Below are 15,966 nucleotides of genomic sequence, written 5' to 3' on the forward strand. Positions count from 1 at the left end.
CCAATTATTTTAGCCCTTCAATTATCTTCTTATACACAGCTAATTCCAAAAAGAAATAAAATTTTTTTTAAAAATAAATTACCCATTTTCAGAAAAATAATTATTAAAGACATCAAAACGACTACCAAAACTAACAGATAAGTTAGGAGGAAAAAACATCATAGCCAAATAAATTAGGTAAACCAAAGTACATATAATTCTTGAGAATTCTTTAAAGATTATTGCTGAAACTGCAAGCGATGAAGGTTTGCAAAAATACCACCTTGCTCAATAAGCTCATCATGTCTGCCCTCTTCAGCGATACCGTCCTCAGTTACGACGATAATACGGTCGGCATTACGAATCGTTGCAAGCCTATGGGCAATAATAAGAGTGGTTCTGTTTTGGGCAAGTTCTGTCAAAGCTTCCTGAATGACCATTTCAGTTTCGGTATCAAGAGCAGAGGTAGCTTCATCCAAAATCAAGATTGGTGGATTTTTCAAAAACATCCGTGCAATCGCAAGCCGCTGCTTTTGGCCGCCAGAGAGCTTTAAGCCCCTCTCACCAATTTGTGTCTCATAGCCATCAGGTAAGGAAGAAATGAATTTTTCAAGATGAGCACGTCCTGCTGCTTCTGCAATTTCCTCATCGGTTGCATCCTGTTTTCCATATGCAATATTTTCGCGTAGTGTCCCTGTAAATAGGAATACATCCTGCTGAACGATTCCTATTTGTGAACGCAAGGATTTTTTGGTCATATCACGGATATCAAGACCATCAATATAAATCCCTCCGCTATTCACATCATAAAACCGTGGAATCAAAGAGCAAATGGTTGTCTTACCAGCCCCCGATGGGCCAACAAAGGCAACCGTCTCACCTGAACGGAGATCCAAATTAATATTTTCTAAAACAGATTTATGCGAATCGTAGCGAAAAGAAACTTCATCAAAGACGATATTTCCTTTTAGTGAAGCAACTTCCACCGCGTCCACTGTATCCTTCACTTCAGGCTCAGAATCAATCAGGTCGATAAACCGTTTGAATCCTGCCATTCCTTTTGGATACAACTCCATAATGGCGCTGATTTTATCAATTGGTTTAAAAAGAACATTGATATAAAGAACAAACCCGACAAGTTCTCCGTAGGACAACTGGTGGGAGAAACTTAGCCAAGCACCATAAACAAGCACGATAATTGTGATCAGTCGTGTCATCATATAAATACCTGAAAGACAATATGACATAACGCGATAACCGCCAAGCTTCGCCCCCCTATATGTCTGATTATTCTTTTTAAATCTAGCAATCTCAAACCCTTCATTTGTAAACGATTGAACGACACGACTGCCTGATACACTATCTTCAACTCGTGCGTTAACATCTGCAATACTAGAATACATTTGACTCCAAGCTTTGTTCATTTTTAAATTACAGACGACAACCAGTAAGATTAGAAATGGTAGGATTATTACGGCAACCAACGCTAACTTGACGTTAATTGTTAACATGATCCAAAAAGCACCGATAAAGGTCATCAACGCGATAAATACATCTTCTGGACCATGATGGGCAAGTTCGCCAAGATCAAAGAGGTCATTGGTAATTCTGCTCATAATATGTCCGGTTTTCGTATTATCAAAAAAACGAAATGATTGTTTTTGGACATGTTCAAACAGCTCTTGCCTCATATCTGTTTCAATATTAATTCCGAGCTTATGGCCCCAATAATTCACAATAAACTGCAAGAAGGTGCTCAATAAATAAACAAGGAAAAGTCCGATACTAACAGAGACAATTGTTGACCAATCGCCACCTGGCAGCAATTCATCAATAAACCATTTAACCGCAAGTGGAAAAGCTAATTCTAGAACCGCAACGATAACTGCGCTGCTAAAATCAATGATGAATAACCTTCTGTGCGGTCGATAATAAGAAAAGAAACGCCGAATCATAAATAATCTCCTTTTTCATAGTTAGCAATAATAGGATTATACGAAAAAATAGCTGACAATTTCAAGGATTTTGAAAATTTTTGCGAAAAGAAAACGCCTGGATTTGAGGCTCCAAGCGTTTTTACCAGATTCAATATTAATGGTGATGATGGTGGCTGCCTTTTGCAGGATTCGTAATCAGCCATTCCTCTTTCGGAACATGGAAAAACTGAATCCAAACACCATCCAAATACTCATTTTCTTTTTCAAGTATAAAATCGATATCTTTATCGGTTTTGACCACTTCATCCTTTTCTGTAGGAGTATCAATCATCAAATCATAGTGAGCGTGATCTCCGTGAATACTGGTGATATAAACGCGGAACAGTTTCCCTTTATCTTCTTCTTGTTCCAACATTTTTTTCAATTCTTTTGCTGCATGGCGATTAATTTTAACCTTCATGTTTAATTGCTCTCCTCTTTCTATGTATTCACTCTTATTATCTCACTATTATTCTAAAATAGACAATTTTTTAGTAATAACAGGATAATAAATCAGTTTTTACCTGTAAGTGATTTACTTTTCCAAGCAATTCCCAATTTAGCATAATAAAACCTTAACAAATTTGTCACATGTTTTTCCAAAAAACTATATTAACATCATGACTATGTTGTTAATATTGTGATAGGAAAAATACCTACTGTAATTAATCTTAAATAATAATTAATTTAATTTTATTACCGGTGTGTTTCGTTAAAAACAAGGCGTCATTCATTTTAGTTTGTGAATAGATTCACGCAATGTTTATCAAAGCTTAAACAACCATCGAAAGGGAGAAACAGAAATGTTTAAAAAGAACCATTTAGCTCCACTTTTAGCTTTATTGCCAGTACTACTTTTAAGCGGCTGCGATTCGAATATGGTTGTCTTTGAACCGAAAGGGCCTGTGGCAAGAGAAATACTCGGCTTGATTAATTGGTCACTGGTTTTCATGCTTCTTATTGTTGTTGTCGTTTTTGGTTTATTTGGTTATATCGTTTGGAAATACCGAGCAAGACCTGATAATAAAGATTACGAACCCCCCGAGGAACACGGCAGTACTAAATTGGAAATCATTTGGACAGCGATCCCAATTCTTATCGTTATCGCTTTGACAATCCCGACGGTAAATACAATTTACAAACTTGAAAAAGTACCTGAAGGCTATGAAAATAAAAAGCCAATCACGATAAATGTTACTTCTGCTGACTGGAAATGGATTTTTAGCTATCCTGAACAAGGGATAGAAACCGTTAACTATGTTAACATTCCTGTCGGTACGCCCGTTAAGTTTAAGCTTACTTCTGCAGGTACGATGCAATCTTTTTGGGTACCAGCCTTAGGCGGGCAAAAATACACAATGAATAAAATGGAAACACAATTGTACCTAGTAGCAGATCATCCTGGAGAATATCTAGGGAAAAACACCAACTTCAATGGTAAAGGATATGCCGATATGGAATTCACGGTTGAATCCAAATCCCAACAAGCATTTGATAAGTGGGTAAAAGATGTAAAGAAAACTGCACCGAAGTTAACGGAAAAGAAATATATAGATCTATTGAAGCCAACTCACTTAGGACGACTTACTTTTTCAAACAATCATTTAGCCTGGGTCAACCATGGTGATATGAATTCGAAAACGTATACGTTCCCTGAATTGTACAGAAATCATGATTATCCAGGACAGATTTTTAAACAGCCGGATAACCAAAAGAACAAAGCTGGGAAAACGGATGATAAATCCATGGATATGAATATGAAAATGGATGGACATTCTAATGGAGGCGAACACAATGGGCATTAAATGGGATAGGTTTTTTATTACCGGCGACCCGCTAATCTTAGGATCACAAATTGCGATTCTGTTAACGATGATTGGAATTGTTGTTTTAGTATCATATTTAAAAAAGTGGAAATGGCTATGGACAGAGTGGCTTACGACCGTAGATCATAAACGTATTGGGATTATGTATATCCTTGTTGGTGTATTAATGTTTTTCCGCGGTGGTATTGACGGGTTATTAATGAAAGCCCAAACCGCAACACCAGATGGACAATTACTCGATGCACAACATTATAATGAAGTCTTTACAACACATGGTGTCGTAATGATCTTATTTATGGCTATGCCATTCTTAATTGGAATTATGAACGTGATCGTTCCGCTACAAATTGGGGCTCGCGACGTAGCCTTCCCTCAATTGAACGCTCTTAGCTTCTGGCTAACCTTTAGTGGTGCCATGTTGTTTAATATTTCGTTTGTTATTGGTGGTTCACCTGATGCTGGTTGGACTGCATATTTCCCTCTTGCTGGAAAAGAGTTTAGTCCAGGGATAGGTAATAACTTTTATGCCGTAGCGATTCAGATTGCCGGGATTGGTACATTAATGACTGGGATTAACTTTATCGTAACAATTTTAAAAATGAGAGCAAAAGGCATGACGCTTATGAAAATGCCAATGTTCTCATGGACGTCATTTGTTACATCGATAATTATTGCAGCGTCTTTCCCAATTCTTACAGTTGCCCTTGCTTTAATGACATTCGACCGCATCTTTGGAACCCACTTTTTTACACTTAGTGGCGGAGGTATGGATATGATGTGGGTCAATTTATTCTGGCTATGGGGTCATCCAGAAGTTTACATCGTAGTCCTACCTGCATTTGGGATGTTCTCTGAAGTTATTTCAACATTCTCCCGTAAAACTCTATTTGGATATAAATCAATGGTTGGGTCAATTGTCGGAATTGCCATTCTTAGTATGTTAGTTTGGGTCCATCACTTCTTTACCATGGGTGCCGGACCAGGAGTAAACTCCATTTTCTCGATTACAACGATGATGATTGCGATACCGACTGGCGTAAAAATGTTTAACTGGTTATTTACGATGAGAAAAGGTCGCATTCAATTTACAACTGCCATGCTTTGGGCACTTGCCTTTGTCCCATGCTTCTTAATCGGTGGTATTACAGGTGTAATGCTTGCGATGGGTGCAGCAGATTATCAGTATCATAACACCCTTTTCCTTGTGGCACACTTCCACTATGTATTAATACCTGGTGTTGTCTTCGCCGTATTTGCCGGTCTATATTATTGGTGGCCAAAAATGTTTGGTCACATGCTTAACGAAAAACTTGGAAAACTTCATTTCTGGTTGTTTGTCATTGGTTTCAATATGACCTTCATGCCAATGTTCTTCTTAGGATTAAATGGTGCGGTAAGACGTGCTTATACCTACTCTGCTGAATCCGGATTTGGTCCGCTAATGCTCGTTTCAGCTATTGGTGCAGGTATTTTAGCCATCGGTTTCGCTTTCTTCTGCTATAACATTTATTGGAGCGCTCGCTATGCAGACCGTAATATATCCAGCGATCCATGGGATGCAAGAACACTAGAGTGGGCAACTGCATCACCCGTTCAATTCTATAATTTTGCAAAGATACCAGAAGTGACATCACTTGATGCTTTCTGGTACATGAAGAAAAAGAATAAAGGCTTAAAATTCAGCAATGATGAGCTTGAAGAAATCCACATGCCAAGCAATTCTGGTCTCCCTTTTATCATGAGTATCGTCTTTGGTATATCTGGCTTCCTCTTGGTTTTTGAGTGGAAAATTGCTGCTCTTGTTGCAGCTTTAGGTATCTTGATTTGCTTAGCTATTCGTTCTTTTGATTACAATGATGGTTACCATGTTCCTGTTGATGAAATTAAGGAGATAGAATATGGATGGCAAAACAAAGAAAAAGGAGTGGAAAAACATGTCAACTAATGTGAATACATCGCTTCCACTCGAATTCCAAACAGAGCAAAATAGGATGAATATTCTAGGTTTTTGGATGTTCTTAGGTGCAGAGATTGTTTTATTTGCGACGCTCTTTGCAACTTATTCAGTTTTAAGCACTCGCTATGCAGGTGGCCCGACACCACATGAACTTTACGATATAAAAGGTGTGATGATAGAAACTATCCTACTCTTAACAAGTAGTTTTACTTGTGGGATCGCCATCTATGAAATGCACCGTCATAACAAGAAGGGTCTATTAACCTGGTTAATTATTACTCTATTACTTGGACTTGGTTTTGTCGGCATGGAGATCTCCGAATTTATTCATTATGTTCACGAAGGTGCAACCATGCAAACAAGTGCATTCTTATCGAGCTTCTTTGTTCTATTAGGAACACATGGATTGCACGTTAGTATGGGTATCGGGTGGGCTACTATGGTTATCATCCAAATATTAAAAAGAGGATTGACGCCTGTCACTGCACGTAAGACGTTTATTATCGGCTTATACTGGCACTTCCTTGATGTAGTTTGGATCTTTATCTTCACATTTGTTTATTTAAAAGGGTTGGTGTAAACAATGGATAATCATTCAAAAGGATTTCCAAAGTCACAAGTATTTGGATTTGTTTTGTCATTGGTGTTAACCTTCGCAGCTCTATTCGTTGCTTTAAAAACATCTTTATCATTTAATACGATTATTTGGATCATCGGCACTCTTGCTATAGTCCAAGCAGGTCTTCAACTCTTTATGTTCATGCATTTAAAAGAAGGTGAAGACGGTAATTCCCAAACGATAAACGTTATATATGGAGTATTTATCGCAGTAGTAACCGTTGCCGGATCGATTTGGGTTATGTCGTTCGGGATGTAAAGAAAGAAAAAAGGTGTCAGGCACCATGTGAAATTTTCACATGGTGCCTGACACCCATTTTATTTTGGATTATTTTTTCTTTTTGTTTTGATCAATTGGTATCCGATGAAGGCTACATATAATGGTATTGCTACATAGATGAAATAAGGGAATCGATGCTGTTCTTTTTTGAAGACAATGTAAATTGCATAGCCTAGAAAAAGGGTGATAATAATACCGTATTTTGGCAACGGGATATCCTTCAAACTAGGAATTTTAATTGTACTTACCATCAAATAGCAAAGTAGGAAAAAGGCTATCACAAAGATGAAACCCTGCATTTTCCCATGAAACAATGTCAAGAGGGTTAATAATCCCCCCGCTGCCGTAATCGGGACACCTGTAAAAAACTGCAAGGATGATTTCACAGCATTAATATTGAATCGCGCTAACCGATATGCTCCGAATAATGGGAAAAGACCGGCAACAGCCATCCCGACAGCCCCGAAGAAAGAAAAATAAGCATAATAGGCCATCATCGCAGGAGCTACTCCAAACGTAACAATGTCAGCAAGTGAATCAAGTTCTTTTCCAAGTTCACTTTCTACGCGCAGCATTCTGGCTATTCGGCCATCCATACTGTCAAGCATCATGCCAATTAAAATAAGAATAGCTGCATTCTTATAATCTCCTTGCGCTGAGTACATAACTGATAAAAATCCAAAAAATAAATTAGCAAGGGTAAAAAGGTTAGGAATACTATTTCTGATAATATGTATCACTCCAATGTTTCATTAGGTGGGTCACTATGATTTAATCAAACAACCATCATTCACCACGTTTATATTTCTTATTATAACCTTTTTCTTTATAAAATTGGAAAAACCAAATAGCAATTGTTAACCAGAATCCGCTGGCCAAATATCCCCCAATAATGTCGCTAGGATAATGTACCCCCAAATAAATTCGACTTATTCCAATACCAAGAATCATGACGCCACTAATGAAAATTAACAGACTTCTTCCCCACTTACTTTCAATGTGACGCCAAAGCAAGAACGAAATAATGACATAAACGGTAAATGCATTCATCGCATGACCACTTGGATAACTATACCCTGAAATATCAATTAAACGATGGAAATTTGGACGAACCCGGTGAAATATCTGTTTCAAAATTTGGTTTAATACCGCTGAACCAATAATAGCAGAAATGAATAGTATCAATTCTAAACGATGATGTAATACTTTATAAAGGAATACCATTAGAATAACACTTAAGATGATAACAACTGGCGCAGAACCAATAAAGGTGAAAAATTTCATCACTTTTGTTAAAAATGTTGATTCAAGTCCTTGAATAGCTGCTATTACATCGCTATCAAAATCAATAATTTTATGGTCACTTATGAACAATGAAATAAAGCTGAATCCGATCAAGCAGACTAAACTTATGATGAAAGCGATAATTAAATGAAATTTAAGATTCATAAGAAGGTCCTCTCAGGCGTGATTTTTCAACGTTATAAAAACTTATCATATCGTACCATGATATAACAATAAAAAAAAGGGGCTGCTAAACTTGTCTGTTGATTTCCGCTCCAGGCGCTTCGCTTTCCGCGGGCGGTCCGGGGAGCCTCCTCGGCGCAAGCGCCTGCGGGGTCTCCCCTGCCCCGTACTCCCGCAGGAGTCTTCGCGCCTTCCGCTCCAATCAACAGAGTGTAAAATATTAACATTGGGCTTTAGAATAGCCAATTTTTTAAAAAAATACACAAAAAAATCGTCCTATCTAGTAAAATGTAAGTTACCATACCAACATTTAAAGTAAGGACGATTTTTTTTGTGTGCAATCAAACGATCACAAATTAATTTATAACACTCAAATGACACTTCTTCTAAAGATAGAGGAAAAAAAGACTCCAAAAAGACAACTATCCCCTACTTTCAGGGAAAAATCGAAAAAAAAATAAAGCAGGTGGAGATAAACTATTCGTTTTTCTCCACCTGCTTTATTTTAGTGACTTATTGGACAGCCCCAAATTTTCTTTAATAGCAGTATTCTTTTTTGAAAATACAAAGATCTTTTGCCCAAAATAATTTAACACGGTGTACAAACAGGTACCTACTAGGATTGAAAGGTCGGTTTTAACATCTGAATTGATGAAATCATTATTTTTCAGTATCCATACTACAAAACTTCTTCCAATATCATAGGCAATGAAGTAACAGCACAGAATGACTATGATAAAGCGAAGCGCACTTTTTGTAACAGAATCTTTGCTTTTAAAGGTAAAGTATTTGTTCAAAAAGAAACTTACACCGGCACCAATCGAATTGCCAACGAAAGTGGACATCCAATAGGAAAGTCCCAGCGCATGTAACAGAAGGTACATGACGGACAATCCCACTATCGTATTTATCATTCCTACCATAATAAAGCGAACAAATGGATAGTTCATACGCACTCCTATTTTACTAAAGCGTTTAATTCTTTTCTTTCTGCTCAATCATTTGATGAGAAAATAAATCTTTTTCAATCGCACACCTTGGACGTTTTTTTACCTCATGATAAATTTTCCCAATATACTCCCCATTCATACCAATCCCCAGGAGTTCAATAAAATCATAAACTTTGTCTCATTCCCATAGTAAAAAAAGCATTTTCGTGTTTTTTTACACAGTTTCTTGTCTGAATAATTACCTTAAGTGCATCACTGGAGGAGGTTTTGGATTGATATTTCCTGGATCTTTGTTTCATCCTATATAATGGTTTCGAGTCCATTATGAGACTTTCAATTTTTCCAATTAAATCGTGATCATTTTCAGCTTGCATTGCTAAACCAGATTCTACTAAGAAATTGGCATTATCTTCTTCCTGTCCTGGAAGTGGATGATAAACTAATAAAGGAAGCTCCATCGCCATTGCCTCTGAAGTTGTTACACCCCCAGGTTTCGAAATCATTAAATCAGAAAGGGCCATCAACTCATTTACATTTTCGCTATATCCAAGGAGTAGTATATGGTGCTTTGATCTGCTAAGTTTCTCCCCCAGTTGATTTTTTAAATTCTTATTCCTACCGCAAACAATTATGATTTGGATTGGGGATGAAAGTTTCTCTAAAGCACGAAAGGTGGATATCCCCTTTCCAATTAAGCCTTCTCCTCCTCCCATTATAAGGAGAGTGAAATGGTTAGAGTTCAAATTGTATTTCTTTGCGAGACACTCTCGAGACTGTGTGGTCACAAATTTTTTACGAACAGGTATACCCGTATGTTTAATTTTATGGCTTTCTACTCCATGAGAAATCAGTCGGTCCTTTACCTGCTTAGATCCCACAATATATTGATCAGTAAATGGATGTATCCAATAAGAATGGTCTGTGTAATCCGTAATAATTGTTACAGCTGGGATATTAACTAAACCATTTTCTTTTAATTTTGACATGATTCCAGCAGCGAATGGGTATGTGCTTACAACCACAGAAGGTTGAATTTCTTCTATAATATCAAGCATTGATCCCATTCCAAGTGTAAAAAAAGAATTTAACTTCACAGAGAAAGGATTTCTTTCACGGGTTCTATTATAAAGATAGCTATACACTCGAGGAAACCTTTTAATGACTCGACTGTAAAAGTAATGACTTACTGGAAAAAGGTTGGGATGTAACCACTCCATGATATCTAGAATAATTGGCTCAACATTTGGCAGCGTAAATTGTACAGCTTCACTCAGTGCGTTTGCTACCTGTTTATGTCCGTCTCCAAATGAGGCAGATAATATAAGAATTTTATCCTTTTTTTTATCATTCATATCCATGCTATCCCCTCATGTGATTAGTTATCATTGAACTATTGAGCTCTATACAATCTGATAAACATCGAGCACTTAATGCCTGACGATTCATTTATTGAAAAGTAGAAGCATCTTAATGGGATAATAGGATGATCCTCCGATACATTTAGCTATTGCGTTTTTGATTTTTTAAATTTCCATTTATAAATGAGATAACAAAGGGTAAATATGATTGCGATTATTATCGCAGGAGTAACATATGGTTTTGCAGCCTGATTAATTTGATCCCATTTTGTTCCCAGTGTCATTCCTAGATAAAGGAAAAGAATGGACCAAGGAATAATTGCAACAATGGTATAGATGCTAAATTTCGCAAATGACATCCGGGCTATACCCGCTGGAATGGAAATGGCATGTCTCACAACAGGGATAAAGCGGGCTGTAAAGATAACGCCTGAGCCATATTTGCTGAACCATTGTTGAGCAAGATCAATATGATGTGGTTTGATTAACAAATACTTCCCATATTTATCGAGCAGAGGTCTTCCCCCATATCTTCCCAACCAATATAGGAACCATTGGGCAATAATACCACCTATTGTCCCTGCTACCACAGCTCCAATGAATGAAATTTTTCCGATGGAAATTAAATAACCACCATATGCTAATACGATTTCACTAGGGATAACTTCCACCATTAAGCCAAGGGTAATTCCTAAGTAACCTAGGCTTGAAAGCAAATCAAATATAGACTGAATGAAATGTGACATAATATACCTACCTTTTGAAGAATAAAAACTTTTCTTGAATGACTATACGTTTCACTTAATAAAGTGAAACTTCAATCAGTGGGGCTTTTACGGTCCTTTATTGAGGAAAAAATTCCCATGCTTGATATTTTTATTTTAATTACCCTTTAAACCGATATCCAGCACCCCAAACAGTCTCGATATATTGTGGATTTGAAGGATCAGTTTCAATCTTTTCACGGATTTTGCGAATGTGTACTGTAACGGTTGAAATGTCACCTAAAGAATCAAAGCCCCATAGCTTTTCAAATAATTGCTCTTTGCTAAAGACATGGTTTGGATGCATGGAAAAAAAAGTTAATACGTCAAATTCCTTTGTGGTAAAAACAACCTCATGGTTATTGACATAAACCCGTCTTGAAGCTTGATCAATTCGAAGACCCCGTATCAAAATATTGTCACTATGGGGTTCCTTTCCAATAAGTCTTTGATAACGAGACAGGTGCGCTTTTACCCTTGCTACCAGTTCACTCGGACTAAATGGCTTGACGATATAATCATCTGCACCCAAACCCAAACCACGAATCTTATCAATGTCTTCTTTTTTGGCAGAAACCATAAGAATCGGGATATCCTTTTCAGTTCGGATTGCTTTGCAAATTTGAAAACCATCAACCCCTGGAAGCATAAGATCGAGCAGCACCAAATCAACCTTTTCCCGTAATGCTTTTTTTAAGCCATCATCACCTGTTAGCGCAATCTCAACCGAAAATCCATCTATTTCTAAGTAATCCCGCTCAAGCTCGGCGATACTTTTATCATCTTCAATAATTAAGATCCGTTTCATTTTTCTTCACCCGCTTTTTTTAACGTAAATAGGATTGTTGTTCCTTTTCCTTGTTGACTTTCCGCCCAGATGGAACCATGATGCTCTTCGATAATTCGCTTCGCAATGGATAATCCCAGTCCACTTCCGCCTTTTTCCGTTCCTCGTGCCATATCGGCACGATAAAAGCGATCAAAAATCATGGGTATATTCTCTTCAGAAATCCCAGGGCCGTTGTCATTCATTTTGAAAAGAACAAAAGAATCTACAGTGGATAAATGAAAGGAAAGCTCTTTGTTCGGTTTATCAATATACTTTAAAGAATTATCGACAATATTGGTTATTACTCGTTTCAGATGCTCCCGATCACCTATTATCAGGTAATCACCATTTTTATCTATGTTTAAGTTAATTTCAACTTTCATTTCTTCCAAATCAAAGCGAAGCTCTTCCACAAAATCCTGAAGATAGTGATCAAAATGAATCGTTTCAAAATGAAAAGGAAGGCGCTGGAGGTCTAATTTAGAATATAAAAAGAGTTCATCAATCATATGATCCAAGTCGATAGATTTCGAATGAATCGTTTGAATATAGCGATCGATTTTTTCCGGGCTGTTAGCTACACCATCGCGAATTCCTTCAACATATCCTTTAATGGTGGTAATCGGTGTTTTTAAATCATGAGAAATATTGGCGATCAGTTCTTTGCGATTTTCCTCATAGGCTACCTGCTTTTCAATCGATTCTTTTAACCTAACACGCATTTCTTCAAACCCTTGGGCAAGCTGACCAATTTCATCCTTAGATGTTACAGGAATTGGAAGGGTAAGGTCACCTTCTTTCATATGCTTGGCAGCCTTTTGTAATGCTCGAATTGGGCGAATGATACTTCTCGACACATAGTAAGTCAACAATCCATTTGTTACGATTAGGATAACGATCAAAACAATAAATAAAATTGGGAACGAGGACCGAACAAATTTAGCAAAACTACTTGCATCCGTTACAAAGAACAATGAACCTTGAGAACCATCTGGATAGAAAAAATCAAGTTTTTTTATCGAGATTACTTGATGATCAATTTGTTCAACGGGATCAACTTCACCAAATAAACCAAATGGCGGAAGTTCCTCCACATCTAGACCTTTTAATTTAGCTGGTAAGTAAATGATTTTATCTCCTTTTCTCACCACTAATGAGTTGCCACCCGTTTTATTTAATTGACTGTTAATCTTCTTTAAATAGGTTTGATCCAAAAATTTTCCTGAGTTTTTCATTGTTTCCTTGTGTAAATCAATATATAATTGATTTTTTTCAGAAATATGATGGTGATGCTCTGGTGGCAAGTAGATGTTTCGCAATTCTTTTATATCCCCTCTAAAAAGTAAAGCCACTAAAAGGCCGGACAAAACAACAAATAATATTGGCACTAGAATCATTGCCAGATAGGATAATAAAAGTCTTAAACGAATGGACATCTATTCCACAACTTTCTTCTTTAGAATTCTTTTCTGCTAAACTTATAGTAGCCTACTGTAAAAAATAATGCACTAAATGATACGAGGTAAATCGTTCTTCCCATAGTAACCATAGTAAAACCGCTATTTATCCAGCGTTGGTACCAATCGTTATCATAGGCCGGCAGCCACTGGGCAATACCTGGAAAAAGATAGGTTAAAACTACCATAACTAGGTAAAGTAGGATAGAAAATGTTAATGCCTTGCTGCTTGAACCGAACCATAGTGCCAGGAAAACCAAGAGAATCCCAATTGCCATTAATGGAAACCATGATAACAAAAACGCTGAGAGGCTTATTAATAATCCACTAAATGTGAAGTTCTCAAGCCAAATCGCCCCTGTTATTAATGATGAAAGACAGACAAGCATTAAAAGAGTCAATAAGTATATGCCCGTACAGACAATCTTGGAAGTAAACAGCTTGAACCGTGATAATGGACGGACAAGCAGGAAGGACAGTGTTTTTTGTTCTTGTTCTCCTGCAAACATATCACTAACACACAATGCCAATAATAATGGTAGGTAAAAGGATACGGCTAAGCTTAAAATCACGAGTGGGAATGACTCGCCATCAAACGCTGTGAAACCAAACTTGTTTTGCATCATTTGAATAGCTGGGCCAACAAGTAAAGGGAATAATGCTGAGAGGCAAAACAACACAATGGATGATTTTTTCCGTAATAACTTGTTCCACTCATTTTGTAAGTTGGGCATTTTGGTTCACTTCCTTCCCTTTACGAATGTGGTTAATATAAAAGGATTCAAAGGTTTGACCTTCAGCTAGTTGATTTTTATCCACTTCGGCAATGATTTTCCCCTTTGAAAGAATGGCGATTCGATTACATAAACGCTCAACCTCATCAATTAAATGAGTAGAGAGGATAAAGGTGACACCTTCGTCTTTCGCTAACCGGCTAATAAGTTCCTGAAAATCAAGTTTCCCTTCAATATCTAGGCCATTTGTTGGTTCATCCAAAATAACAAAAGATGGCTTGGAAAGTAGTGCCGCCGCTAAATATAAACGTTGCCGCATCCCTGTTGAAAAAGATTTCACTTTTTCATGCTTATGCTCCTCCATTCCTACCCAATGGAGTACTTCATCAATTCTCCCTTTTTCAAGGGAAGGATATAATCTTGCTGCTAACAAAAGATTTTGATAGGCCGTTAAATAATCAAACGCTTCGACCCCACTGATAAGTGTTCCAACCGATTGCATCGCCAGTTCAAAATGTTCCATGACATTATAACCATTAATCAATATTTTCCCCTGCTCAGGATGGCTTAATGCTACGATACACTTCATCAATGTCGTTTTCCCTGCACCGTTTGGGCCCAATAACCCGAAAATCTCACCATGTTCTACCGAAAAACTAATATTTTCAACACCGCGTCCATTTTTATATTGTTTTGTTACGTTTTGCAGTTCAAGAACTGGCACACCTCTCACTCCTTTTTACAGCAGTTTTATATAAGCAAGGTTCCCCTTGTAATAGTCATTTTTTTGAACCAAGGGCAGAGGAAAGTGTCCCCTCTGCCTCATTGGTAATAATCTTTACCTTAGCAAATTAATCTTCATGGCCTGTATGCTTATCTTGTACTTTGACAACCTTTTTGCCTGTCAAATCAACGTTTGTAACTTTTGAATTATTTAACTGATCGAATTTATTTGCAAGCTTTAATACAAGATCATGGTGTGTACCATTTACATCCTCACCGGAGACATAAATAGTGGCTTCTTGACCGACTAAGTATTCATTCTTATCCACTACGCCTTTTAAGACAACACGGGATACGTTTATGTTATTTGTTAGTTGTGGAAGCTGTGGTTTTAGGTCAGCAAACTGTAAAGAACCGAATTCCGCTTTTTCCATATGATTCTTCCGCTGGTCGATGTTCTTAAGGAAGAAAGATACTACAGCCTGTCCAACGGTAGGTATTTGATTTTTAGAAAGATCAAGCTGTAACTCGGTATTCCCATTCGCTATATCTTTCGCTGTAATCTTATCTTGATAATTTTTTGTTAAAGCATCAAAGATTGCCTCTACATCTTTTTGCATTTTTGGTGAGAGGTTTTCATCTTTATGCTCCTTATGCTTAAACTCTTTCTTATGTTCACTTTCTTCTTTTACATAGTATTTATCGTCCTTACTGCTCTTCACGACCGTCTGATTCGCTTTTGAAAAATAATCAACTTTTGTCGTTGTACCGCCATTTGTAACACTTACATTGCTATTTCCAGATTCATCCTTTAAATTCGCTGTGTTCAAGGAATCAACCAGGTACATCTCCTTGCCATTATCCGATAATGACGCTGAAGTATGAGCCGTAAAACTGTTGATGGTATGCGTTTTTTTAACAGCCGTCTTGAATAGGTCGTATCCGGATGTGGATGCAGATGCAGATAAAACACCTCCAACCATTAATAATCCACTGATACCAGCAACAGCCAGCACTTTCTTATTCATTTTTCTTCCTCCTTCAATGC

At 37.3% G+C, this 15,966-nt stretch carries 16 protein-coding genes; 4 read left to right on the forward strand and 12 right to left on the reverse strand.

Translation table 11 applies throughout. From position 1 onward, the window contains the following. Nucleotides 1-218 precede the first annotated feature (218 nt). Nucleotides 219-1,934: an ABC transporter ATP-binding protein gene (locus tag M5A78_RS00540; protein WP_248733339.1), complete on the reverse strand. Its 1,716-nt coding sequence runs from the start codon at nucleotides 1,932-1,934 to the stop codon at nucleotides 219-221. A 136-nt stretch (nucleotides 1,935-2,070) separates the two neighbouring features. After that, nucleotides 2,071-2,376: an iron-sulfur cluster assembly accessory protein gene (locus tag M5A78_RS00545; protein ID WP_248733340.1), complete on the reverse strand. Its 306-nt coding sequence runs from the start codon at nucleotides 2,374-2,376 to the stop codon at nucleotides 2,071-2,073. 382 nt (nucleotides 2,377-2,758) lie between these two features. Here M5A78_RS00545 and qoxA point away from each other — a divergent pair, with 382 nt between their 5' ends. From qoxA to qoxD, 4 genes are read left to right on the forward strand one after another with little or no spacing between them, the layout of a single operon-like run. Continuing rightward, on the forward strand, nucleotides 2,759-3,760 hold the full coding sequence (qoxA, locus tag M5A78_RS00550) for a cytochrome aa3 quinol oxidase subunit II (RefSeq protein WP_248733341.1): 1,002 nt from the start codon (nucleotides 2,759-2,761) through the stop codon (nucleotides 3,758-3,760). Further along, the gene (qoxB, locus tag M5A78_RS00555) at nucleotides 3,750-5,726 is read left to right on the forward strand and encodes a cytochrome aa3 quinol oxidase subunit I (protein WP_248733342.1); all 1,977 of its coding nucleotides are present in this window, start codon (nucleotides 3,750-3,752) and stop codon (nucleotides 5,724-5,726) included. The genes qoxA and qoxB overlap by 11 nt, the downstream gene beginning before the upstream one ends. After that, nucleotides 5,716-6,318 carry a cytochrome aa3 quinol oxidase subunit III gene (gene qoxC, locus M5A78_RS00560; RefSeq protein WP_248733343.1) on the forward strand — a complete coding sequence of 201 codons (603 nt, stop codon included), beginning with the start codon at nucleotides 5,716-5,718 and terminating at the stop codon, nucleotides 6,316-6,318. Before qoxB ends, qoxC begins: the two co-directional genes overlap by 11 nt. Before the next feature lie 3 nt (nucleotides 6,319-6,321). Beyond that, nucleotides 6,322-6,615: a cytochrome aa3 quinol oxidase subunit IV gene (qoxD, locus tag M5A78_RS00565; protein WP_248733344.1), complete on the forward strand. Its 294-nt coding sequence runs from the start codon at nucleotides 6,322-6,324 to the stop codon at nucleotides 6,613-6,615. 59 nt (nucleotides 6,616-6,674) lie between these two features. Here qoxD and pssA read toward each other — a convergent pair whose 3' ends face one another. The 10 genes from pssA to M5A78_RS00620 all read right to left on the reverse strand — a co-directional run bounded on the left by pssA (nucleotide 6,675) and on the right by M5A78_RS00620 (nucleotide 15,946). Continuing rightward, a complete protein-coding gene (gene pssA / locus M5A78_RS00570; protein WP_264760421.1) occupies nucleotides 6,675-7,376 on the reverse strand; it encodes a CDP-diacylglycerol--serine O-phosphatidyltransferase in 702 nt (233 codons plus the stop codon). Between the two features lie 46 nt (nucleotides 7,377-7,422). After that, on the reverse strand, nucleotides 7,423-8,085 hold the full coding sequence (locus M5A78_RS00575; RefSeq protein WP_248733346.1) for a phosphatase PAP2 family protein: 663 nt from the start codon (nucleotides 8,083-8,085) through the stop codon (nucleotides 7,423-7,425). Between the two features lie 518 nt (nucleotides 8,086-8,603). Next, nucleotides 8,604-9,053 (reverse strand): GtrA family protein, encoded by a 450-nt coding sequence (locus M5A78_RS00580; protein WP_248733347.1) that lies wholly within the window; start codon nucleotides 9,051-9,053, stop codon nucleotides 8,604-8,606. A 164-nt stretch (nucleotides 9,054-9,217) separates the two neighbouring features. Further along, nucleotides 9,218-10,411, reverse strand: a complete 1,194-nt coding sequence (locus tag M5A78_RS00590; RefSeq protein ID WP_406603649.1) for an MGDG synthase family glycosyltransferase — start codon at nucleotides 10,409-10,411, stop codon at nucleotides 9,218-9,220. 146 nt (nucleotides 10,412-10,557) lie between these two features. Beyond that, a complete protein-coding gene (locus M5A78_RS00595; RefSeq protein WP_248733349.1) occupies nucleotides 10,558-11,157 on the reverse strand; it encodes a DedA family protein in 600 nt (199 codons plus the stop codon). A 139-nt stretch (nucleotides 11,158-11,296) separates the two neighbouring features. Beyond that, nucleotides 11,297-11,983 carry a response regulator transcription factor gene (locus tag M5A78_RS00600; protein WP_248733350.1) on the reverse strand — a complete coding sequence of 229 codons (687 nt, stop codon included), beginning with the start codon at nucleotides 11,981-11,983 and terminating at the stop codon, nucleotides 11,297-11,299. Continuing rightward, nucleotides 11,980-13,440, reverse strand: coding sequence for a sensor histidine kinase (locus M5A78_RS00605; protein WP_248733351.1), 1,461 nt, complete (start codon nucleotides 13,438-13,440; stop codon nucleotides 11,980-11,982). The genes M5A78_RS00600 and M5A78_RS00605 overlap by 4 nt, the downstream gene beginning before the upstream one ends. A gap of 20 nt (nucleotides 13,441-13,460) precedes the next feature. Next, nucleotides 13,461-14,195, reverse strand: a complete 735-nt coding sequence (locus M5A78_RS00610) for an ABC transporter permease (RefSeq protein WP_248733352.1) — start codon at nucleotides 14,193-14,195, stop codon at nucleotides 13,461-13,463. Further along, on the reverse strand, nucleotides 14,176-14,919 hold the full coding sequence (locus tag M5A78_RS00615; protein ID WP_248733353.1) for an ABC transporter ATP-binding protein: 744 nt from the start codon (nucleotides 14,917-14,919) through the stop codon (nucleotides 14,176-14,178). The genes M5A78_RS00610 and M5A78_RS00615 overlap by 20 nt, the downstream gene beginning before the upstream one ends. 127 nt (nucleotides 14,920-15,046) lie before the next feature. Next, a complete protein-coding gene (locus M5A78_RS00620; RefSeq protein WP_248733354.1) occupies nucleotides 15,047-15,946 on the reverse strand; it encodes a hypothetical protein in 900 nt (299 codons plus the stop codon). Between the last annotated feature and the right edge of the window lie 20 nt (nucleotides 15,947-15,966).

Source organism: Neobacillus rhizosphaerae (genome assembly GCF_937468385.1).
In the GTDB taxonomy this organism is placed as follows: Bacteria; Bacillota; Bacilli; order Bacillales; family Cytobacillaceae; genus Neobacillus; species Neobacillus rhizosphaerae.

Bases quoted from the DNA above. Each gene is read 5' to 3' on its own strand.
- M5A78_RS00540 (WP_248733339.1), bottom strand. From the start codon at position 1,934: ATGATTCGGCGTTTCTTTTCTTATTATCGACCGCACAGAAGGTTATTC.
- M5A78_RS00545 (WP_248733340.1), bottom strand. From the start codon at position 2,376: ATGAAGGTTAAAATTAATCGCCATGCAGCAAAAGAATTGAAAAAAATG.
- qoxA (WP_248733341.1), top strand. From the start codon at position 2,759: ATGTTTAAAAAGAACCATTTAGCTCCACTTTTAGCTTTATTGCCAGTA.
- qoxB (WP_248733342.1), top strand. From the start codon at position 3,750: ATGGGCATTAAATGGGATAGGTTTTTTATTACCGGCGACCCGCTAATC.
- qoxC (WP_248733343.1), top strand. From the start codon at position 5,716: ATGTCAACTAATGTGAATACATCGCTTCCACTCGAATTCCAAACAGAG.
- qoxD (WP_248733344.1), top strand. From the start codon at position 6,322: ATGGATAATCATTCAAAAGGATTTCCAAAGTCACAAGTATTTGGATTT.
- M5A78_RS00575 (WP_248733346.1), bottom strand. From the start codon at position 8,085: ATGAATCTTAAATTTCATTTAATTATCGCTTTCATCATAAGTTTAGTC.
- M5A78_RS00580 (WP_248733347.1), bottom strand. From the start codon at position 9,053: ATGAACTATCCATTTGTTCGCTTTATTATGGTAGGAATGATAAATACG.
- M5A78_RS00590 (WP_406603649.1), bottom strand. From the start codon at position 10,411: ATGGATATGAATGATAAAAAAAAGGATAAAATTCTTATATTATCTGCC.
- M5A78_RS00595 (WP_248733349.1), bottom strand. From the start codon at position 11,157: ATGTCACATTTCATTCAGTCTATATTTGATTTGCTTTCAAGCCTAGGT.
- M5A78_RS00600 (WP_248733350.1), bottom strand. From the start codon at position 11,983: ATGAAACGGATCTTAATTATTGAAGATGATAAAAGTATCGCCGAGCTT.
- M5A78_RS00605 (WP_248733351.1), bottom strand. From the start codon at position 13,440: ATGTCCATTCGTTTAAGACTTTTATTATCCTATCTGGCAATGATTCTA.
- M5A78_RS00610 (WP_248733352.1), bottom strand. From the start codon at position 14,195: ATGCCCAACTTACAAAATGAGTGGAACAAGTTATTACGGAAAAAATCA.
- M5A78_RS00620 (WP_248733354.1), bottom strand. From the start codon at position 15,946: ATGAATAAGAAAGTGCTGGCTGTTGCTGGTATCAGTGGATTATTAATG.